This is a genomic window from Enterobacter sp. EC_64, assembly GCF_019584165.1.
GTDB lineage: Bacteria > Pseudomonadota > Gammaproteobacteria > Enterobacterales > Enterobacteriaceae > Enterobacter > Enterobacter roggenkampii.
The window spans coordinates 117,881-136,075 of record NZ_VDAS01000006.1 but is presented as its reverse complement, the minus strand read 5'-3'; the positions used below and the strand labels follow the sequence as shown (position 1 = coordinate 136,075).

Sequence of the window (18,195 nt, the reverse complement as noted above, 5' to 3'; positions counted from 1 at the left end):
GCAATTATAATCACGCGTCTTTCGTCTTCAGCGACGGCAGTTTAGAAACCAGGCGCAGGGAAACGGTCAGACCTTCCAGCTGGTAGTGCGGACGCAGGAAGAACTTCGCGGCGTAGTAGCCTGGGTTGTCCTCAATCTCCTGCACCTGCACTTCCGCAGCCGCCAGCGGTTTGCGGGACTTGGTCTCCTGGGAGGAGTTCGCCGGGTCACCGTCGACGTAGTTCATGACCCAGTCGTTCAGCCAGCGCTCCATCTCTTCGCGCTCGCGGAAGGAGCCGATTTTGTCGCGCACGATGCACTTCAGGTAGTGGGCAAAACGGCAGCAGGCGAACAGGTACGGCAGGCGAGAGGCCAGACGCGCGTTGGCGGTGGCATCCGGGTCGTGGTACTCGGCCGGTTTTTGCAGGGACTGCGCACCGATGAAGGCAGCAAAGTCGGAGTTTTTGCGGTGAACCAGCGGCATAAAGCCGTTTTTCGCCAGCTCGGCTTCACGACGATCGCTGATGGCGATCTCGGTCGGGCACTTCATGTCCACGCCGCCGTCATCGCTCGGGAAGGTGTGGCACGGCAGGTTTTCCACCGCCCCGCCGGACTCCACGCCGCGAATCGAGGTGCACCAGCCGTACTCTTTGAAGGAGCGGTTGATGTTGGCGGCCATCGCGTACGCGGCGTTCGCCCAGGAATAGCTGTTGTGGTTCGCGCCGTCGGTCTGCTCTTCAAAGTCAAAGCTGTCGACCGGGTTGGTGCGAATGCCGTACGGCAGGCGCGACAGGAAGCGCGGCATCACCAGGCCCAGATAGCGGGCATCTTCGGATTCACGCAGTGAACGCCAGGCGGCGTATTCGGTATTCTGGAAGATCTTGGTCAGGTCGCGCGGGTTGGCCAGCTCCTGCCAGGACTCCATCTGCATCACGCCCGGTGCGGTACCGGTAATAAACGGACAGTGTGCCGCAGAACCGATGCGCGCCATTTCGCCCAGCAGCTCAACGTCCTGCGGGCTGTGGTCGAAGTAGTAGTCGCCGACGATGCAGCCAAACGGCTCGCCGCCGAACTGACCGTACTCCTGCTCGTAAATTTTCTTGAAGATCGGGCTCTGGTCCCAGCCCACGCCCTTGTAGCGCTTCAGGGTGCGGCCCAGCTCCTGCTTGGAGATGCTCATAAAGCGGATCTTCAGCATCTCGTCCGTTTCAGTGTTGTTTACCAGGTAGCTCAGGCCGCGCCAGGCGCTCTCCAGCTTCTGAAACTCTTCATGGTGAATGATCTGGTTCACCTGCTGCGACAGCTGTTCGTCGATACCGGCAATCAGGTTCTGAATGGTGCGGTAGGTATCGTTCGAGAAGGTGACGGTATTTTCCAGCGCCTGCTGCGCCAGGGTTTTGACCGCGCTTTCGACGGCGGAACGCGCCTGGTCGGTTTTCGGGCGGAACTCTTTGTTCAGCAGCGCGCTGAATTCATCCTGGCTGAACGCCTGACCCGCCTGCTGCTCGTGTTGTTGAGTCTGGTTGCTCATCGATTATTCCTCGCTACCTTTCGCGCTTTCGTCATTTTTCGGCAACTGGCTCAGGGATTTGAGCAGCGTCGGATCCTGCAGAATTTTTGCGATCAGCTCTTCCGCACCGTTTTTACCGTCCATATAGGTGAGCAGGTTGGAGAGCTGGGTACGCGCTTCCAGCAGCTTGTTCAGCGGCTCAACCTTGCGGGCCACCGCGTCCGGCAGGAAGTCGTCCATGCTGTCGAAGGTCAGATCCACGTTGAGCTTACCTTCGCCGGTCAGGGTGTTGTCCACCTGGAACGCCACGCGCGGCTTCAGCGCCTTCATGCGTTCGTCAAAGTTGTCGATGTCGATTTCGAGGAATTTACGCTCGTCGACGGCCGGCAGGTTTTCCACCGGTTTGCCGACCAGATCGGCCATAACGCCCATCACAAACGGCAGCTGAATTTTACGTTCTGCACCGTAGATCTCTACGTCATACTCGATCTGCACGCGGGGGGCACGGTTACGTGCGATGAATTTCTGCCCACTGTTACTCATTGCCATGATGTTCTCCATCAAAGATGCGCGGTGAAGGTGAAACGCCAGGCTCCATGCCTGACGTCATAATGCCTGGACGCGCTATTCGCGGCGCCCAAAGATGTTTTCCAGTTGGTTAACGCCGTCTGGCGCCAGGTCGCGAATAATGTCCATAAAGTTAAGTTCTGACAGCCGCTGCACCCGTTCAATCATCAGCGGTGCGGGGTGGCTCGGTTCGTACTGCGCAAAATACTGCTTCGCTTTTTCCAGCATCAGCTGGGCGTCGGCGCGGCTGGTGACCTGCACGCTGCGCCAGTCGGTCACCGGCTGAACGGGCTGCGTAGCCGTCGGCTGCTGCTCAGCCTGGGGTTCAGCCTGCGCATCACGGTTCGGCAGCAGCTTGCTGATGTCGGTCACCTGACAGGCGCTGGCCACCAGCCCCACGGTTTTCAGCAGTTGCTCCATCTCCGGCACGCCGCTTTCACCGAGATGCCCGATGAGCAGCTCGCGAATGGCCAGCAGACGTTCGTTAATGACGATGACCGCGGCGGTCCCCGGCTGGTCGCCGCGAGCCAGCTCGTCAATCAGCCGCGGGCGCCCGCCGGGATAGTCCGGGCATTCGGTTTTACTGCCGTCCAGCAGCGCCTGGGCATCCCGCAGCGAAATTTCATCGCCGTTTGAACGCAGCAGCGAGGCGTTACGTACCGCGACCGTCAGGTCGGATTTATCACTCAGCCCGGCGAGAGCGTTGATGCGGTAGAACGGGTCGGTTTCGCCATACTCTTCGAGCAGCGGATAGAGCGGCTCCCAGTAGCGGGCGATCGCCTCCTGCACCAGCAGTAATCCGTCCGCGTAGCCTGCCAGCCCGCGACGGCGGGTCCAGGCATGGGTTAACGCCAGCAGGACGCGAAGATCTTTGGTGCGGGTCAGCAGGCTGGTGGCGTATTTTTCGACCGTGTTCCAGTCAGCAGGCTCCGCCGGGATGATGGTGTCGCCAAACTGCTGTTCCGCTTTCCCAAGGCTCGCCTGGTTCATCGCCTGGAAGTCAGCGTCGTACTCCAGGTTTTCGCCGCAGGGGTTGTCGGGGCTTATGGGCGCGAGAAATTCTTCGATATTCATGAGATCCCTGCTTATTCAAACATAGGCGGATAGAGACCGTGACGGCCCGGACGGGCGCCCCCTGCCGGATCGAACAGCAGGGTGAAAAGCTGCCCGGTAAAGTTGCCGCTGTGCACGTGGGTGTAGAGCGGGTATCCGTCGCAGCGGTTGGTCCACCAGTAGCTGGTCTGACGCAGCGGGTCAAAGCACTCTGCCGCCTGAGGCCAGCCCAGCGTGCTCTGGCCGTCCTCATCGTAGCCAATCACATCCAGGATGTCGGAGCGCTTTTGCGGCTCGACCGGCTGCGGCGCCGGAATGGACATCAGCATCTCGTCGAGCTGCGAGGCGGAAAAACTGTTGCGCACCGCGTGCAGCCCCAGACGACCAATCTGCTGATACCAGCTTTCGGCCTGGCTGAGCAGGCTGGTCGACCACTCTGACGGGGCGAAGCTCAGCTGAATGCAAACCGGGTATTGTCGGCCGACGCTGTCGCGCCCGGGCAGCAGACAGCCCATCTGGATCATCTGGCTGCCCAGCATGGGCGGTACCACAAAATTCCAGACGGGTGCTTTCTGAAACGGGCGCTCGCCGCTGCGCTGCTCTTCCTGCTGCCAGGCCAGCAGACCGACCTGGAACCAGTGCGACCACTGGCGCTGTAAGGTGTCAGGAAAGCGGCGCTGCAAAAAATCTCCGGCGCTGGGTAACTTGCCATACCAGCTGTAGCGGTTCATCGCAGGGGTATTCGTCATACGGCTGTCCTTGCGGTTATGGGCATGAGAAACGGGGAAGCTGGAACGGGTTGCGAATGCTGTTTGGCGCAAACTCCAGCGTGACCTGATGTCCGTCGACGTTGAAGGTGGCCTGACGGCTGAGGCTACCCGCCCCCGGGCTGGTGCTCGCTTTATCAAAGAAGCGGTTCAGCGCCCAGGAACCGTTGGTCACCAGCGTCGCCGTGCTGCCGTTCGCCAGACCCAGCTGCATGCGGACCTGGTTGGTGCCGCCCGGCCCCGGCCAGTTCATGATCTGCACCGCCTGCGGCCCGTGGCTGTAGCGCAGCAGCTGACCGTCCACGTCCAGGGTCAGGTTCAGAATGGTGTTATCCATTCGCACGGTGCGAACCGTCACCTTGAAGGACGGCGTGGTTGCGCCGTTAGCAAAGAAGGCGTCGCGAATCGACTGGGCCTGCTGGAACGGTCTCAGCAGCCCTTCGCTTCCCGGCAGCGTTTTCCCGTCGATGCCCGGCATAAAGCGCCAGTTGGCCTGGGTGGTGTCCACTTTGCTGGTCAGGTTATCGCGAAAGAAGGTATCCATCAGCCCGGTCCCCGGCGCAAACATGCGCGCGAGATCGTCAGGGGTGACCTCGGTGCTGGCGCTGCGCACCAGCGGGTAGCGACCGGCAATCGCCTGACGGCAGAACCCGCCCACCTCAACGTTAATGCGCTTACGCACGTTTTCCAGGTCACGGCGCTGGGTGTCGCTGCTGGCACCCACCGCCATGTTGCTGAACATGGTTTGCAGCCCGCCCGGCAGACGACCGGCGCTGGCCTGCAGGCGGCTGATCGCCTCCCCGCCCGGCGCCGGCATGCCGCTGTTGGCCGCGTCCTGCACGGCGGTCAGGTAGCGATACAGCTCATCCACCTGCTTGAGAAAATCGTCAAACACGATGGTCTTCCCGCCCTTCTCCAGCGGCTGGGCCAGCTCAATCATCGGCGCGTAATGGTCGGTCACCAGCTGCTCCGGCGCCTGGGTAACCGCGGCGGCCTGCGTTGGCGCGTTGTCATTATTGCTGAACAGCGCTTCCAGCGTGCGGGTGGCGCGGCTGCTTTGCGCCTGCGCTTTACCCGCATCTTCCGGCGCTGGCGTATCGCGGGAGAGCGTCAGGACCTGGCTCAGGTTCTGCACCAGGCGGCGCAGCGGCGAGTTGGCGCCGGAAAGCAGGCGCGCGGTATTGATGCGCTGGGAAAGGTCGGCGCTGTTATTCAGCTGAATGTCAGCGAGAAAGCGATCCCAGTTAGCGATAAAGTCGCGCATATAGAGCTGGCGCACGGCGTTATCGATCTGCTGTTTATCTTCCTGCGCCGTAGCGGCCCCCAGCACCCAGGCGTCGTCCTCGTGCAGGGCGGTGGTAACGCTGTCAATCTGGCCGTTAAAGCTTTTCCAGTAGCCGTCGGGCGTATACAGACCCGGAACGCCCTCGCTCACCGGCTTGCCGCTTTTGCGGGAAAATACCAGCTCGCTCTGCGGTCCGCCCAGGTCGGAAAGGGAGACCGGCTTCAGGTTGTCGTCATGTTCCAGCAGGCGCTTCAGGCGGCCGTAGACGCGGGTTGAAAGCGGCTGCTGGCCGATCATCGCTCTTTCGCGCGCCACCAGGGACTCGTCCTGCGCGTACGGCGAGGCCTGAATTTTCGGCTCCAGCAGCTGCGTCAGGTGCCATTCAAGCTGCTGCAGCTGCGCCTTCGTGACGTTCTGCGGCAGGTTACGCTGCAGGTTGAGCATTACCCACGAATGCAGAAATTTGCCGTCGTAGTGCTTCGGCTGATAGAGCATCTGATAGGCTTTCAGCGCCTCGTAGCTGTATTCCACATCGCTGCCGTTGTCGTTGCGAAGCCAGGTGGTGATGTGCATGGCGACGGCAGGCAGCAGCATCTGATCCAGCGCTTTCTGATACAGGGACTGAGAGGCGTCGCTGACGTCATCCCCGCGATAAAGCCCCATACGTCGGGAGACCGGAGGATCGTTCACATCAAACGCGTCGCTTTTCGGCAGATCCACCAGGCTATTCAGCAGCGGCAGCAGTTCGAACAGGTCACGCTGGGTCTGGTTCTGTAAGACCTTGCTCTGCTGGTCGAGCAGCGGAACTTTCGCATCCACTTCTTCCAGGTAGGCCTTGTTTTTGGCATAGCTGGTGAGCCACAGTCCACCCAGGATCACCAGCAGGGCCAGCAGCGCCGCATAGCCAGACCAGATCACGGCCCGGTTGCGCAGCTCCCACCAGCGGTTTTCTCCGGCGATCCCGGCTTCCTGGAAGATGACGTTTTGCAGCAGGTTCTTGATGAAGAAACTCTGGCCTTTTGCGCCCGGGATTGGCGATTCTTTGCTGACCGAATCCCAGTTATCGCTCTCTGCCCCTTCCGGCAGCGACAGCGCGCGGTTCAGTTCGCCCATCACGCGGTCGAACGGCATGCCTTCCTGCGTCCCGCTGGCGAAGTAGATCCCGCGCGGAGAGAACTCGGTTTCGAAGTTGGAGCGGGCGAAGACCGTGCTCAGGTAATCCGCCAGCAGCGGACGCAGCGCGGCGAACTCCTGCGGGAAGAGATACGCTTCGGCGCGGGTCTTCGCGTCATGCTCTTTGAGCATGGTTTCCGGCAGCCCGGCGTCGAGGCGCTGCTGCAGCAGAGAAAACTCCTGCTGGAAGTTGCCCATCAGGTCGTAATCGGCGTGTTTGGTTTGTTCCCACGGCAGCGTGAAGCCCCAAATCTGGTCGCGCTGCGCTTTATCGTAGTCGGCAAACCAGGCGCGGAAGCCTTTAAGCAGGTCGGCCTTGGTCACCATCACGTACACCGGGAAGCGAATTCCCAGCTGTTCATGCAGCTCGGACAGACGCTGGCGCAGGTTCACCGCCTGCTGGCGGGACGCCTCGGCTGACTGGGTGAGCAGGTCAGAAATGCTGATGGTGACGATCACACCGTTGATCGGCTGGCGGCGGCGATACTTGCGCAGTAACCCCATGAACTGCAGCCATTCCCCGGCGTCCTGCACCTGCTCGCTCTCCTGGGTGGTATAGCGGCCCGCCGTGTCCAGCAGCACCGCCTCGTTGGTGAACCACCAGTCGCAGTTACGCGTGCCGCCAATGCCGCGCAGGGCGGTCTTACCGAAACGGTCGGCCAGCGGGAACTGCAGCCCGGAGTTGACCAGCGCCGTGGTTTTACCGGAACCCGGCGCGCCGATAATGACGTACCACGGCAGCTGATAGAGGTATTGCGTGCTGAAGCGCTGCGTCCACTGAGCGCCCTGTCCCGCCTTGCTGAAGTGCGCTTTTTTCAGCATCTGCGCGGCTTCATCAAAACGGCTGGCGAGGATCTGCTCCTCGTTGTTCAGTCGCTTCTGCGGATCCGCCGCTTCCGGGCTGGTGGTGTTCTCATTGAGCTTGTCCATCAGCTTGCGGTTCAGCCAGGCGTTATAAAGACGCGGCAGAATGTGGCCCTGCGCCCACAGCAGATAGACCACGGCGATACTGATGATGCGGTTCTGTTCAGATTCAAGCGGCCGGGTGTCCACGATGGACAACAGCGGGCCAATCATCCAGATCACCGCCGCCAGCGCCGTGACGCCGAGGAAGCTCCACAGAATGCGGTTAGTCAGTATGGAAAGAAGAGTCGTCAGCATTCCTTAGTTTCCTTGCGGCAATCCGTTCAGCTCGGCCTGGGTATTTTCAGGCGACACCAGCAGAGTAATTTCCACACGGCGGTTACGGGCGCGGTTTTCAGGCGTCGTGTTCGGCGCTACCGGGTTAATCTCGCCCCGCCCTTCCGCTTTCACGCGGCCAGGCTGAGAGAGGCTTCCCTGCAGCATTTTCTGTACCGAGCGGGCGCGTTCCAGAGAGAGTTCATAGTTAGAGGCAAAGCGCGCGCTGCGGATCGGCACGTTGTCGCTGTAGCCCACCACCAGAATTTTGCCGCTCACGTTATTCATTGCCTGCGCGATGCGGTGGATGACCGGTTCATAGCGGTCGCGCACGACGGTCGAGGCAGAGGCAAACAGCCCGTCGCCTTTCAGGATAACCACGCTGCGATCCGCTTCGTCTTTCACCGCGACGAGGCCAGCCTCGATCTCCGGTTTCAGGAAGCCGCGCAGGTTCAGCACTGCCGGAAGCTGACGCGCCGGTTGCTGAATAGTGGTTTCCGGCAGCTGGGACTGGTAAATCTTCGCCAGCACCGGGTTGGTGCTGTCGCCAAGACGCCAGTTGAGCACGATATAAAACAGACAGGCGATAAACCCGGCCAGCGCCACGCAGGCCCAGAGAGGAACCATCGGCCGCCAGAGCTTGCGCAGCACCGGGCGATCTTCCGGATGGGGAGAAAGCGGCGCCGGATAGCTGCCGCGCACGCCGCGGATCATCTGCCACAGTCGCTGCTTGATGGTCTCAAGCTGGGTGCGGCCATTGTCCAGCACCCGATAGCGTCCTTCGAAGCCGAGCAGCAGGCAGTAGTTGATCATCTCCAGCAGCAGAATGTGCTCGCGCGGGTTTTGCGACAGGCGCGCCAGCAGCTGGAAGAACTTCTCGCCGCCCCAGGTTTCGTTATGGAACGTCACCAGCAGGCCGTTGCTTGACCAGACCCCGCTGCTGCCCCAGGGGGTGAGCGCGGCGGCTTCATCAAGCGCCGTACAGAGGCAGTAGCGTGCCCCGACGATCACTTCGTAGGGCAGTCCCGCCTGCTGACAGCGGACTTCGAAACGGCGAATTTCATCGATCAGGCGCTGGCGTAACGCCACCTGATCGTCGTGCGATACCGAATGACGGATCTGCGGAATCGCATTGAGCAGCGGATTGGCGGCCGCCACCAGCTGATTGTTGCTACTGGCCCCGGTGAACGCGGCATCGCTGCCGGTATCCTGTCGTTCCTGCATATTAAGCGCTCGCTTTATTATTCTGTCGGGCTACGGATGGCCCAAAACTCCATATCCAGCCCCGGGAACTCCCCCGCAAGGTGCAGGGCGAATGCGCCGGACTTATCCATCTCGTGCCACAGCTCGCTGCCCTTCTCGAGCTCAAAGTAGCTGTAGCCGGCATGCCACGGGATCTGCGGCGGTGCAACCGGCATGGCGCGCAGCATAATGCCCGGCAGCTGAAGCTGAACCAGATCGCGGATTTTCGACACCGGTGCGACCTTCATCTGCGCCGGGAAATGGGTTTGCAGGTGTTCGCCCGGCACGTTGGCTTTGACCGCCAGCACGAAGCCGAACTCACGCACCATGCTGGTTTCAGGCACCGTGGCGATGTTGAGGCCGTGAGAGCGCTCGTTAAGCGGCAGCTGGATAGCGTGGTCTTCCATCACCAGCGACAGCCCCTGACGCAGCATCAGCATCAGCTTGCTGAAGCAGTTCGCCAGATCGTCATGATCGTAAATCGGCAGCACGCTTTCGGCGGTCCGCTGCGACGTCCAGGTGGCGAGCTCGGTGGCAAACGGCAGCCAGCTGCGCCAGAGCGTTTCCGGGTGCAGCAGCGGGAGGGTTTTTAAATGAGACACCTCGCCCAGATGACGATTAACCAGCGACAGCAGCGTAAACTCGATCATTTCAGAGGTGTTAAAGCGGCCGGGCTGGCGCAAACGGCCGCCAATCTGCTGGCTGCGCTGCACCAGTAAGCCGTGCAGATCGTTGATCATGCTGTAGATCTGCGGGCTGTTATTGGCATTGAGCATCGGCGGGATGTAGCTGTTGTCGAGCCGCACGTGGTTGTCGTTACGCTTCTCGGTCACAAACGCCACGCCGATGGCGGTCCACTCCGCCGTGAGGTCTTTTTCGAGCATCAGGGTCAGACGCAGGCGGCCAAACTGGACGGTAGCATCCCCCACCGACATGGCGTTATCGTCCTCCACCTCCTGCTCGAACGCGATAAAGCGCGCCAGCGAGGATGGCTCTTCGCTGAAAATCACCTCTTCTCTCTCGCCACGACGAACCGGCAGTGCGAGCACCACCTTTTCGTTGGTGAGATTGTCAGGAATCTTCAGCGGTACTGGACCGTTACGCCCGTTGCGCACCTGGAAAAAGGTGCCGTCCGGCAGCAGCCCACTGCAGTAGCTCAGGGCAATGCATCCCTGACGAAGCATCGCTTCATCCAGTTCAACGTCGAGAAAGCCCCAGAGATACGATCGCTGCAGCGCGCCCCATTCACGAACATGGTTGAGCAGATAGCTTTCAGTCCGCTGAAAATGGTGTGGACGCAGGAACATGCCTTCGGTCCAGACGACCTTTTCTGCTTTCGTCATGATGATGTGTTTCCTGTTTAGAAGCGCGTTACTGGCTGATGACCCGAATGCCGTTCACGTCGAGTAAAACGTTGGCCTGAAGTTCATCGGCGGACCATTTCCAGAACTGGTAGATATGATTTTCGCCAGGCACGGGCAGAGGGAGTGAAACGCGCCATTTTTTGCCATCCAGCACCTGGTACTCCGCCATCACGCCGATGTAGCGAGCCTCCGGCGAGCTTTGCCCGCTGAGAGTTTTTGACAGCTGTCCCGGCATCAGGAAGAACACATCGCTGTTCAGCAGATTCGCGCCAAGCGTGGCTGACGCGTTGTTCTGCAGGGAGTAGAAGTCGCTGGACATGAAATCCGCATCGGATTTCAGCAACAGCACCCGAACCTTAAGCGGCGCAGATTCATTGATTTGTGGATGAGCCTGAAACTGCAGATTGTAGCGGGAGGGGTCGCTGTGTGAAGACGACGAACAACCACCGATCAGCGCGAAAATCATCGCGTAAAAGAATAACCACAGCCTATGAAAATTTTTATTATTCATAAAAATGCGCTCATGAAAGCCGTTTAGTTCAGGATCCAGGTACCGTTAGCGCTGTCTTTGCAGGCTTTGCTGTTACCGTCGACATCAACACAGGTCGCTTTTTTACGCGCCTTTGGACGAATAGCCTGTTTACGCACGGCGGCATCGTACTGGTCGGCCTTGATAACAGCGCGCATCGGAACGTAACCAATCAGCTGCTCGTTGCCTTCATCGGCAAGCGCCATCCAGTAGTGTTCAACCTGCCCCAGCACCACGTACGTTTTTCCGGTATCAAGAGTGCGGATAACTTTACCGCCGAAGTCAGGACGGCTCATCAGAGAGGCTGGATACATGGCACGATACGGCTCGTTAACCGGCGTGAACTCCGTCGGCGGCGTCACAGCGTGACGGTGGGTTAAGGTGACGCCGTTGACCTGGCTGGTCTCGATCGTATCGTCGTTAATCACAGGTTTCTGCGGTGCTTTACAGCCCGCCACCGCCATTACAAACAGAAGTGAAAACAGTACGCGCATTTTCATATGCTTTTCCGTAGCGATATTTCGATGATGGAGATAAGGGGATGAAGTTTGACTTAAGTGCTATTGTTAAAATAGCCAGGATATTTTCGGGGCGTTACTACTTTAAGGGCATAGCTACCGCACGAGCCTTTCAGAATAAGGCCCAGTGTCTTCCTGACATATTTTGACAAACGGTAAACAAGTTTACATGAGCTTCGTATCAATTCAATATTTACCGCCGCGTAACTGTTGGTAAATGAAGCAGTCGGAAAATTATAGGATTAATCCTATGATGAAAAACGATAAGGCCCATCCTTTCTTATTCCTCCACCACAAAACAACATAACATAATGTTTTATCTATTAAAAAACACAAAAGAGAACCACTTTCATTAACGCAATCACGCTATTATCGCCACTACCATAATTAGTAGAATTCGCGTTTTTTTGATGTCAAAGGAATATATCCCTGATGAATTATTTGTTGCACTAACAGGGTATCTTTAATATTGAAGACGCTTCATCGCCTGGGTGAGAATATTTCACTTATGCAGAAAAATGTTAATTTCATGCCGCAAAAAAAGCGTATATTTTAGGCCGTAATAATTCCACTGCCAGGTATACCTTATATCTATTATTCATTAAGCCTGAGTAAACCTTCCTGTCATTTCCTCAAATGAAAAATGCCTCCGGCAGCCCGCCAGCCGCGAATCGTGGCGATATCTCCAGCGCAACAGCTTCAGTCGATGTTTTACTGGCGCTACATACTTTCCTGCTCACTGCCATCTATCTCGCCTACCGGACGATAGATAAGATTTATTATTAAAATGATAAATATTCGTTATAATTTCTTTAAATATTTAAACACCAGACCAGATAAATTACTGTAATAAAAAGAGTTTGCGTTAAGGCATTTTCCCGTTCCGTATGTGCGTTGCCATCCGACCGTCATTGCTTTCACCTATTGCTCTCGTCAGTGATTTATTGGCTCAGGCGTTGTGTGATCGAACAAATCAGGAGTGGGTATGAACAAGAAAAGACGCTCGGTGCCAGGCATCAGACACTATGACGGCCCTGCCGGCGGCTGGGGCGCACTGAAAGCGACGGCGATTGCGGTACGCACCCAAATGGATACCTTTGACGCCCCGGCGACGCTGCTGCGCACCAACCAGCCTGACGGCTTTGACTGCCCGGGCTGCGCGTGGCCTGATAAAGAACACAAATCGACGTTCCAGTTCTGCGAGAACGGCGCCAAAGCGGTGACCTGGGAAGCGACCAGCAAACGCGTCACCCCCGCGTTTCTGGCCGCAAACACTGTCTCCTCGCTGCTGGCAAAATCGGACTTTGAGCTGGAAGGCTACGGTCGGCTGACGCATCCCCTGCGCTATGACCGCGACAGCGATACCTTCCGCCCCGTCGACTGGGACGCGGCGTTTCAACGCATCGGCGAAGTATTGCGCGGGCTCGAGCCGGACCAGGTCGAGTTCTATACCTCCGGACGCGCCTCTAACGAAGCGGCGTATCTGTTCCAGCTGTTTGCTCGCGAATACGGCACCAACAACTTCCCCGACTGCTCGAATATGTGTCACGAGGCCACCAGCGTCGGTTTGCCCCGTTCGATCGGGATTGGGAAAGGGACCGTCTCGCTGGATGACTTTGATAAGACTGAACTGGTGATCTCCATCGGCCATAACCCCGGCACTAACCATCCGCGCATGATGGGGACCCTCCACGAGCTGGCCCGCCGCAACGTGCCGATTATCGTCTTTAACCCGCTGCGCGAGCGCGCCCTGGAACGTTTTGCGGACCCGCAAAGCGTGATTGAAATGGCGACCTACGGCTCCACGGATATCGCTTCGACCTATTTCCAGGTGAAGGCCGGGGGCGATGCCGCCGCGCTGAAAGGGATTGCCAAACACCTGCTGGAAATGGAGTCCGAACGCGGGGACGTGCTCGATCGCGCGTTTATTGCCGAACACACCCAGGGCTTTGAGGACTTTGCCGCCGATATCGCGCAAACCCGCTGGGACGAGATCGAACGCGAGTCAGGTCTCAGTCAGGCGGCGCTCAAGCAGGTGGCAGAGGCGTATGCGAAATCGAATGCCACCATCATCACCTACGGGATGGGCATTACCCAGCACAACAAAGGCACGGCAAACGTCCGCCTGATTGCGGACCTGCTGCTGATGCGCGGGAATATCGGCAAGCCCGGCGCGGGAATATGCCCGCTGCGCGGCCACTCAAACGTGCAGGGGAACCGTACCGTCGGGATTAGCGAGAAACCCACGCCGGCCTTCCTGAACCGTCTGAAGGAGGTTTTCGGCTTTGAGCCACCGTCTCACCACGGCCATGACGCGGTGCAGGCCACCCAGGCGATGATCGACGGCCGCGCGAAGGCGCTCATCTGCCTCGGCGGTAATTTTGCGGTGGCGATGCCCGATCATGAACGCGGCTTTCCGGCGATGGGATCCCTGGATTTGAGCGTCCACGTCGGCACCAAGCTCAACCGTACCCATCTGCTGGTGGGCAAAGAGACCTTTATTTTCCCATGTCTTGGCCGTACCGAGCTGGATGTTCAGGCCACCGGCCGCCAGTCCATTACCGTTGAAGACTCGATGTCGATGGTGCATGCCTCATCCGGCAAGCTCAAACCCGCCTCCCCGTTGCTTCGGTCAGAACCCGCTATCGTCGCGGGCATGGCGAAAGCCACCCTGCCGGATACCCGCGTGGACTGGATGACGCTGGTTGAGGATTACGATCGTATCCGCGATCTTATCGAGCAGACCATTCCGGGGTTTGAGAACTATAACGCGCGGATCCGCGTTCCCGGCGGCTTCCGTATGCCGCTGCCGCCAACGCAACGTCTCTGGCCAACGGCGACGGGAAAAGCGATGTTCTCGGTCTTCGACGGCGTACACGAGAACGCCAGCGGTGAAGGTGAGCACGTCCTGCGCCTGATCACGCTGCGCAGCCACGACCAGTACAACACCACCATTTACGCGCTGGACGACCGCTACCGCGGCGTGTTTGGTCGCCGCGACGTGCTGTTTATGAACGAAGAGGATATGGCGCAGTCAGGGCTGGAGCACGGCGACCGCGTGGATATCGAAACCGCCCTGCCCGGCAACGGACAGCGTCTGGAAGACATTACCGTGGTGGCGTACAACATCGCGCCGGGGACCGTCGGGGCCTATTATCCGGAGGCCAACGTGCTGGTCCCGCTTGATTATCTGGATAAGGACAGCGGTACGCCGTCGTATAAATCCGTTCCGGTTCGCATCACCCTGCGCTCAAAAGAGATCCGCATGCTGTAAGTCGATCGCGCAGAGAAAACGATGGATATTAAACAGTTAAAATATTTAATCGCGCTCGACGAGACCCGCCATTTTGGCAAGGCGGCCTCGCAGTGCAACATCACCCAGCCGACCCTTTCCATGCGCATCCGCAGCCTGGAAGAGGAGCTCGGGCTGGTACTGATTGTGCGCGGGCAGCGCTTTGAAGGGTTTACGCCGGAGGGTGAACGCATCCTCGCGTGGGCCCGCGCGCTGCTGGCTGCACATGACGGGCTACAGGCGGAAGCCGCGCTGTGCAAAGGTCAGGTGGTGGGCGAACTTCGTCTGGGGATGGTGCCGCTGGCGAGTGTGGATCCGATGATCTTTATCCGTCTGCTGACGGAAAAATACCCGGAGCTGACCTACAGCCTCTATTCCATGTCCTCCGCGCAGATTGCCGACGGCGTCAGCCGCAATCAGCTTGAGCTGGGGATTTGCTATCTCAACAGCATCGACGCCAGCCTGTTCGATATTATCCAGCTTCCCAAAACGAATATGGGCCTGCTGCACGACGTCCGCCATTTCCAGCTCGGCCAGGAGACATTGACCTGGCGCAATCTGACGGATTTTCCGCTGGGGTTCCTGACCAAAGGGATGCATTACCGGGCGCATATGGAGGCCAGCTTTAAGTCTGCTGGCATTGAACCGAGGTCCGTTTTTGAGAGCGACTCCACGTTCCAGATCATTCAGGCGGTGCAAAGCGGCGTGTGCTGCGCCGTGATGCCGCTGAACAACGGGCTGGAAGAGTTGAACAGCCATTTCAGGATTGTCCCCATCGCCGACGCGGATATCGAGGCCCCTGTCGGCCTGATTATGCGCCGACAGAAACCCGTCTCCTCGCTGGCGCTGCGCTGCTTTACCGACGCGCAGGAGATCTATCACGCCAGCAATGAGGCGTAGGCCTGACGCGTCACCACGCTAAAACCGCGGATCAGCACCGCGTCGCAAACGGCCCGGTGCTCCGGCGAACTCACCAGCGCGTGGAGCGCATCGCGAAGGGCGTTCAGGGTCTCAGGCGAGGTGCGGGGCGAGGTAATGAGCGGCAGCCCCGGCGTCAGCGGGGTACGGTCAATGACCGCCAGACCCGTCAGGCTTTCCGGTTCGTGACGCTGCAGCAGTGCCCAGGTGACACAGTCGATGGCCGCGATATCCCCTGCCCCGCGTTTGACATCCTTCAGCGACTGGCGATGGCTGCCGCTAAAGGACGTTTGCGCGAAAAACGGCTCCTGAGCCACCAGAGGCGCCACTTTTTTTCGCAGCGCATTGTAGCCGGACTGCGAGTCCGCAGAGTTACAGACCGCCCGTCGTCCGCGAAAATCCGCCAGCGTGAGGTGCCGATCCTCCTCGCGCACCACCAGAAAGCTGCGGTAGTGGAACCCTGCGCAGCCCGGGGCCGCGTAATGAAAACAGCCGACGACCTGCACGTCCGGAAGCTGTGTGACGAGCGGATAACCGCAGGCCTGGCTGAGGACAAGCGCAGGCTGTCGCCAGTGGGTCAGCAGATCGGACTCCGGCCCGTCGGGGACATCTTCGACGGGCACACCGCGAGCGGCCAGCAGCCCCTTGACCGCCAGCCAGAGCGCGCGGGTGTCGGCGCGATCCACCGCATACATGGGAAACGCCAGCAGGTTACTCATATCCCTCCTCCTGTTGTTTTCCGGGGTGAACGGTGACGTCGACGGGCCTGGCCCAGAACTGGCGCAGCCATTCACCGTAGCCCCTGACGAGAAAACCGCGGTTTCGCTCCCGGTACGCCTCCCGGTTTTGCTGGTAGATCGCCTTCAGCCCGTACCACGGCACGCCCGGTAAATCATGGTGTACTGAATGGTAGTTGAGATTTAAAAACAGTATCCGCCAGAACAGCCCGGCCTCGTTAATGACGGAGCGTGCCAGCGGATCGTCCGCCGCGCGATGTTCGAGAAACGATCGCACCTTGGTCAGCGCCAGCGCCGGATAGCTGACCGCCAGCACGAACCAGACGGGGGAAAAACCGACGTGCGTCATCCAGGCGAAAAGCGCCACCAGCAGCGTGATGTGAACCAGCCACATCGTCATCGCCCGCAGGTGAAGATGACGAAACGCCGCCCCGGCGCTGCCCAGCGTCTGGACGATATCCAGCAGCGGCGCCAGCAGAAGCCGACCGGCAAAGGTATTCCGGGCCCGGATCAGGCGCTTCTGCCAGGGGGAAAAGCGCGCCCAGCTCGCCTCGGTAAAATAGTACGACTCCGGGTCATCCACCGGATGGGTCAGGCTATCGTACCGATGGTGGGCCAGATGGGAATCCCGGTAAAGGCCGTACGGATACCAGACCGCCAGCGGGAGCGTGCCGAACAGCTGGTTAAGCCAGGCAAAACGGGTGGGATGCCCGTGGATAAGCTCATGCTGCAGGGACATGTACCAGGCGGTAAACCCGATGAGCAGCAGCGTGGCGGGCAGCAGGCCGAGCGTTTGCCAGAACGCCAGCGTGGCAAACCAGCCCGCATAAATCGTGAACATTAACAGCCAGGTGGGCAGTTCGCTTCGCCATAAGAAACCCGACGCGAGGCGGTGAATTTGATTGCGTTGTTGCGGATGTAAATAGAGGGAGCTTCGTTTACCCATTCCTTCAGACGCCGTTTCGCCAGAGACAGAGCCCTGACGATCGGGGATTACGCCTGAAATCACAAACAACTTAAATCGCTTTGCTTTGCCAGAAACGTGAAGTGCGGGCACGCTTGACTTATTCTGTATTAAAGGTACTTTTCAGGACATGAAGAAGATCCTGATTATCGTTCCCGACGGCGGCATGCTGTTTGAAGCCGCCGGTATCGCCGACATTCTGATGCAGGCCAACCGGCTGCATCCGGAAGGGCTGGCGCATCCCCGCTACCGGATTATCATCGCCACCACGCAGCCTCACCAGGTAATCCACGGCCAGTCCGGTCTGAACCTGCTGGCGGACTATCGCCTGCCGGAGCTGGATCCGCGTGAACCGCTGGACACGATTATCATCACCGGACGCGGCCTGAACGAGCAGGAGAGCACGGCGGTGGTGGACTGGCTGCACCTCGCTGCGCCGCACGCCCGGCGGGTAGCCTCTATCTGCGGCGGCGCGATGCTGCTGGCCCAGACCGGCCTGCTGGACGGTCGCCGCGCCACCACCCACTGGCGGCTGCTGGAGACCCTGCAAGCCCAGTACCCGTCAATCCAGGTCGAAGGCGGCCCGCTGTACATTCAGGATGGCCCCATCTGGACCTCCGGCGGCGTGAGTTCCGGGTTCGACCTGACCCTGGCGCTGGTGGAGGACGACTACGGATTTACCCTCGCCCGCGACGTGGCGCAGGATATGGTGATGTACCTGCGACGTCCCGGCGGACAGCTGCAGTTCAGCCGCTACAGCCTGCAGCAGCCGGGCACAGCAGGGCCGATAGGCGAAGTGCAAAGCTGGATCCTACAGAACCTCACCGCCGATCTGTGCGTGGAGAATCTGGCCGAGAAAGCGGCGATGAGCCCGCGTAACTTCACCCGCGTGTTCACCCGAGAGGCCGGGGTCTCGCCTGCCCGCTACGTGACCGAAGCGCGACTGGCCGCCGCCCGCCAGCTGCTTGAGCAAACCCGCGATCCCCTTGAGCGCATTGCTGAGCAAAGCGGATTTGGCACCAGCATTAATTTACGCCGCATCTTTGAGAAACAGCTTCACCTCACGCCCGGCGAATACCGCCAGCGCTTTCACTGCCGCAACATGGCGTAATCTGATC

At 59.4% G+C, this 18,195-nt stretch carries 14 protein-coding genes; 3 read left to right on the top strand and 11 right to left on the bottom strand.

Features of this window, described 5'->3' with window-relative positions; all coding sequences use genetic code 11:
* Positions 1–10: 10 nt before the first annotated feature.
* The 9 genes from tssC to FHC52_RS06790 all read right to left on the bottom strand — a co-directional run bounded on the left by tssC (position 11) and on the right by FHC52_RS06790 (position 11,148).
* Positions 11–1,510 carry a type VI secretion system contractile sheath large subunit gene (gene tssC / locus FHC52_RS06830; protein ID WP_021240385.1) on the bottom strand — a complete coding sequence of 500 codons (1,500 nt, stop codon included), beginning with the start codon at positions 1,508–1,510 and terminating at the stop codon, positions 11–13.
* 3 nt (positions 1,511–1,513) lie between these two features.
* Positions 1,514–2,038: a type VI secretion system contractile sheath small subunit gene (gene tssB, locus FHC52_RS06825; RefSeq protein ID WP_008502644.1), complete on the bottom strand. Its 525-nt coding sequence runs from the start codon at positions 2,036–2,038 to the stop codon at positions 1,514–1,516.
* 75 nt (positions 2,039–2,113) lie between these two features.
* Complete coding sequence (gene tssA / locus FHC52_RS06820) at positions 2,114–3,130, bottom strand: type VI secretion system protein TssA (protein ID WP_021240386.1); 1,017 nt, start codon at positions 3,128–3,130, stop codon at positions 2,114–2,116.
* A gap of 11 nt (positions 3,131–3,141) precedes the next feature.
* The gene (gene tagF / locus FHC52_RS06815; protein WP_008502646.1) at positions 3,142–3,858 is read right to left on the bottom strand and encodes a type VI secretion system-associated protein TagF; all 717 of its coding nucleotides are present in this window, start codon (positions 3,856–3,858) and stop codon (positions 3,142–3,144) included.
* Between the two features lie 16 nt (positions 3,859–3,874).
* A complete protein-coding gene (gene tssM / locus FHC52_RS06810) occupies positions 3,875–7,495 on the bottom strand; it encodes a type VI secretion system membrane subunit TssM (RefSeq protein ID WP_220419982.1) in 3,621 nt (1,206 codons plus the stop codon).
* 3 nt (positions 7,496–7,498) lie between these two features.
* Positions 7,499–8,737: a DotU family type VI secretion system protein gene (locus tag FHC52_RS06805; protein WP_008502648.1), complete on the bottom strand. Its 1,239-nt coding sequence runs from the start codon at positions 8,735–8,737 to the stop codon at positions 7,499–7,501.
* 17 nt (positions 8,738–8,754) lie between these two features.
* A complete protein-coding gene (tssK, locus tag FHC52_RS06800; RefSeq protein WP_021240388.1) occupies positions 8,755–10,098 on the bottom strand; it encodes a type VI secretion system baseplate subunit TssK in 1,344 nt (447 codons plus the stop codon).
* 28 nt (positions 10,099–10,126) lie between these two features.
* The gene (gene tssJ, locus FHC52_RS06795) at positions 10,127–10,630 is read right to left on the bottom strand and encodes a type VI secretion system lipoprotein TssJ (RefSeq protein WP_126288364.1); all 504 of its coding nucleotides are present in this window, start codon (positions 10,628–10,630) and stop codon (positions 10,127–10,129) included.
* Between the two features lie 23 nt (positions 10,631–10,653).
* The gene (locus tag FHC52_RS06790) at positions 10,654–11,148 is read right to left on the bottom strand and encodes an SH3 domain-containing protein (protein WP_126288362.1); all 495 of its coding nucleotides are present in this window, start codon (positions 11,146–11,148) and stop codon (positions 10,654–10,656) included.
* A gap of 1,003 nt (positions 11,149–12,151) precedes the next feature.
* On the opposite strand from FHC52_RS06790, the gene FHC52_RS06785 reads away from it, so the two are divergent.
* Positions 12,152–14,440 (top strand): FdhF/YdeP family oxidoreductase, encoded by a 2,289-nt coding sequence (locus FHC52_RS06785; RefSeq protein WP_126288360.1) that lies wholly within the window; start codon positions 12,152–12,154, stop codon positions 14,438–14,440.
* Positions 14,441–14,461: 21 nt separating this feature from the next.
* Positions 14,462–15,358 carry a LysR family transcriptional regulator gene (locus tag FHC52_RS06780; protein WP_220419981.1) on the top strand — a complete coding sequence of 299 codons (897 nt, stop codon included), beginning with the start codon at positions 14,462–14,464 and terminating at the stop codon, positions 15,356–15,358.
* Here the strand turns inward: FHC52_RS06780 and FHC52_RS06775 are convergent.
* The gene (locus FHC52_RS06775) at positions 15,337–16,095 is read right to left on the bottom strand and encodes a phosphate/phosphite/phosphonate ABC transporter substrate-binding protein (RefSeq protein WP_126288356.1); all 759 of its coding nucleotides are present in this window, start codon (positions 16,093–16,095) and stop codon (positions 15,337–15,339) included. The genes FHC52_RS06780 and FHC52_RS06775 overlap by 22 nt on opposite strands.
* Complete coding sequence (locus FHC52_RS06770; RefSeq protein WP_058673538.1) at positions 16,088–17,059, bottom strand: fatty acid desaturase; 972 nt, start codon at positions 17,057–17,059, stop codon at positions 16,088–16,090. Before FHC52_RS06770 ends, FHC52_RS06775 begins: the two co-directional genes overlap by 8 nt.
* A gap of 148 nt (positions 17,060–17,207) precedes the next feature.
* On the opposite strand from FHC52_RS06770, the gene FHC52_RS06765 reads away from it, so the two are divergent.
* On the top strand, positions 17,208–18,188 hold the full coding sequence (locus tag FHC52_RS06765; protein WP_126288354.1) for a GlxA family transcriptional regulator: 981 nt from the start codon (positions 17,208–17,210) through the stop codon (positions 18,186–18,188).
* The last annotated feature ends 7 nt before the right edge of the window (positions 18,189–18,195 follow it).

What these genes read in the sequence shown, in the direction of transcription:
- tssJ (WP_126288364.1), bottom strand. Translation starts at nt 10,630, where the DNA reads ATGAATAATAAAAATTTTCATAGGCTGTGGTTATTCTTTTACGCGATG.
- FHC52_RS06785 (WP_126288360.1), top strand. Translation starts at nt 12,152, where the DNA reads ATGAACAAGAAAAGACGCTCGGTGCCAGGCATCAGACACTATGACGGC.
- FHC52_RS06805 (WP_008502648.1), bottom strand. Translation starts at nt 8,737, where the DNA reads ATGCAGGAACGACAGGATACCGGCAGCGATGCCGCGTTCACCGGGGCC.
- tssK (WP_021240388.1), bottom strand. Translation starts at nt 10,098, where the DNA reads ATGACGAAAGCAGAAAAGGTCGTCTGGACCGAAGGCATGTTCCTGCGT.
- FHC52_RS06770 (WP_058673538.1), bottom strand. Translation starts at nt 17,059, where the DNA reads ATGGGTAAACGAAGCTCCCTCTATTTACATCCGCAACAACGCAATCAA.
- FHC52_RS06765 (WP_126288354.1), top strand. Translation starts at nt 17,208, where the DNA reads ATGAAGAAGATCCTGATTATCGTTCCCGACGGCGGCATGCTGTTTGAA.
- FHC52_RS06775 (WP_126288356.1), bottom strand. Translation starts at nt 16,095, where the DNA reads ATGAGTAACCTGCTGGCGTTTCCCATGTATGCGGTGGATCGCGCCGAC.
- FHC52_RS06780 (WP_220419981.1), top strand. Translation starts at nt 14,462, where the DNA reads ATGGATATTAAACAGTTAAAATATTTAATCGCGCTCGACGAGACCCGC.
- tssA (WP_021240386.1), bottom strand. Translation starts at nt 3,130, where the DNA reads ATGAATATCGAAGAATTTCTCGCGCCCATAAGCCCCGACAACCCCTGC.
- tssM (WP_220419982.1), bottom strand. Translation starts at nt 7,495, where the DNA reads ATGCTGACGACTCTTCTTTCCATACTGACTAACCGCATTCTGTGGAGC.
- FHC52_RS06790 (WP_126288362.1), bottom strand. Translation starts at nt 11,148, where the DNA reads ATGAAAATGCGCGTACTGTTTTCACTTCTGTTTGTAATGGCGGTGGCG.
- tssC (WP_021240385.1), bottom strand. Translation starts at nt 1,510, where the DNA reads ATGAGCAACCAGACTCAACAACACGAGCAGCAGGCGGGTCAGGCGTTC.
- tagF (WP_008502646.1), bottom strand. Translation starts at nt 3,858, where the DNA reads ATGACGAATACCCCTGCGATGAACCGCTACAGCTGGTATGGCAAGTTA.
- tssB (WP_008502644.1), bottom strand. Translation starts at nt 2,038, where the DNA reads ATGGCAATGAGTAACAGTGGGCAGAAATTCATCGCACGTAACCGTGCC.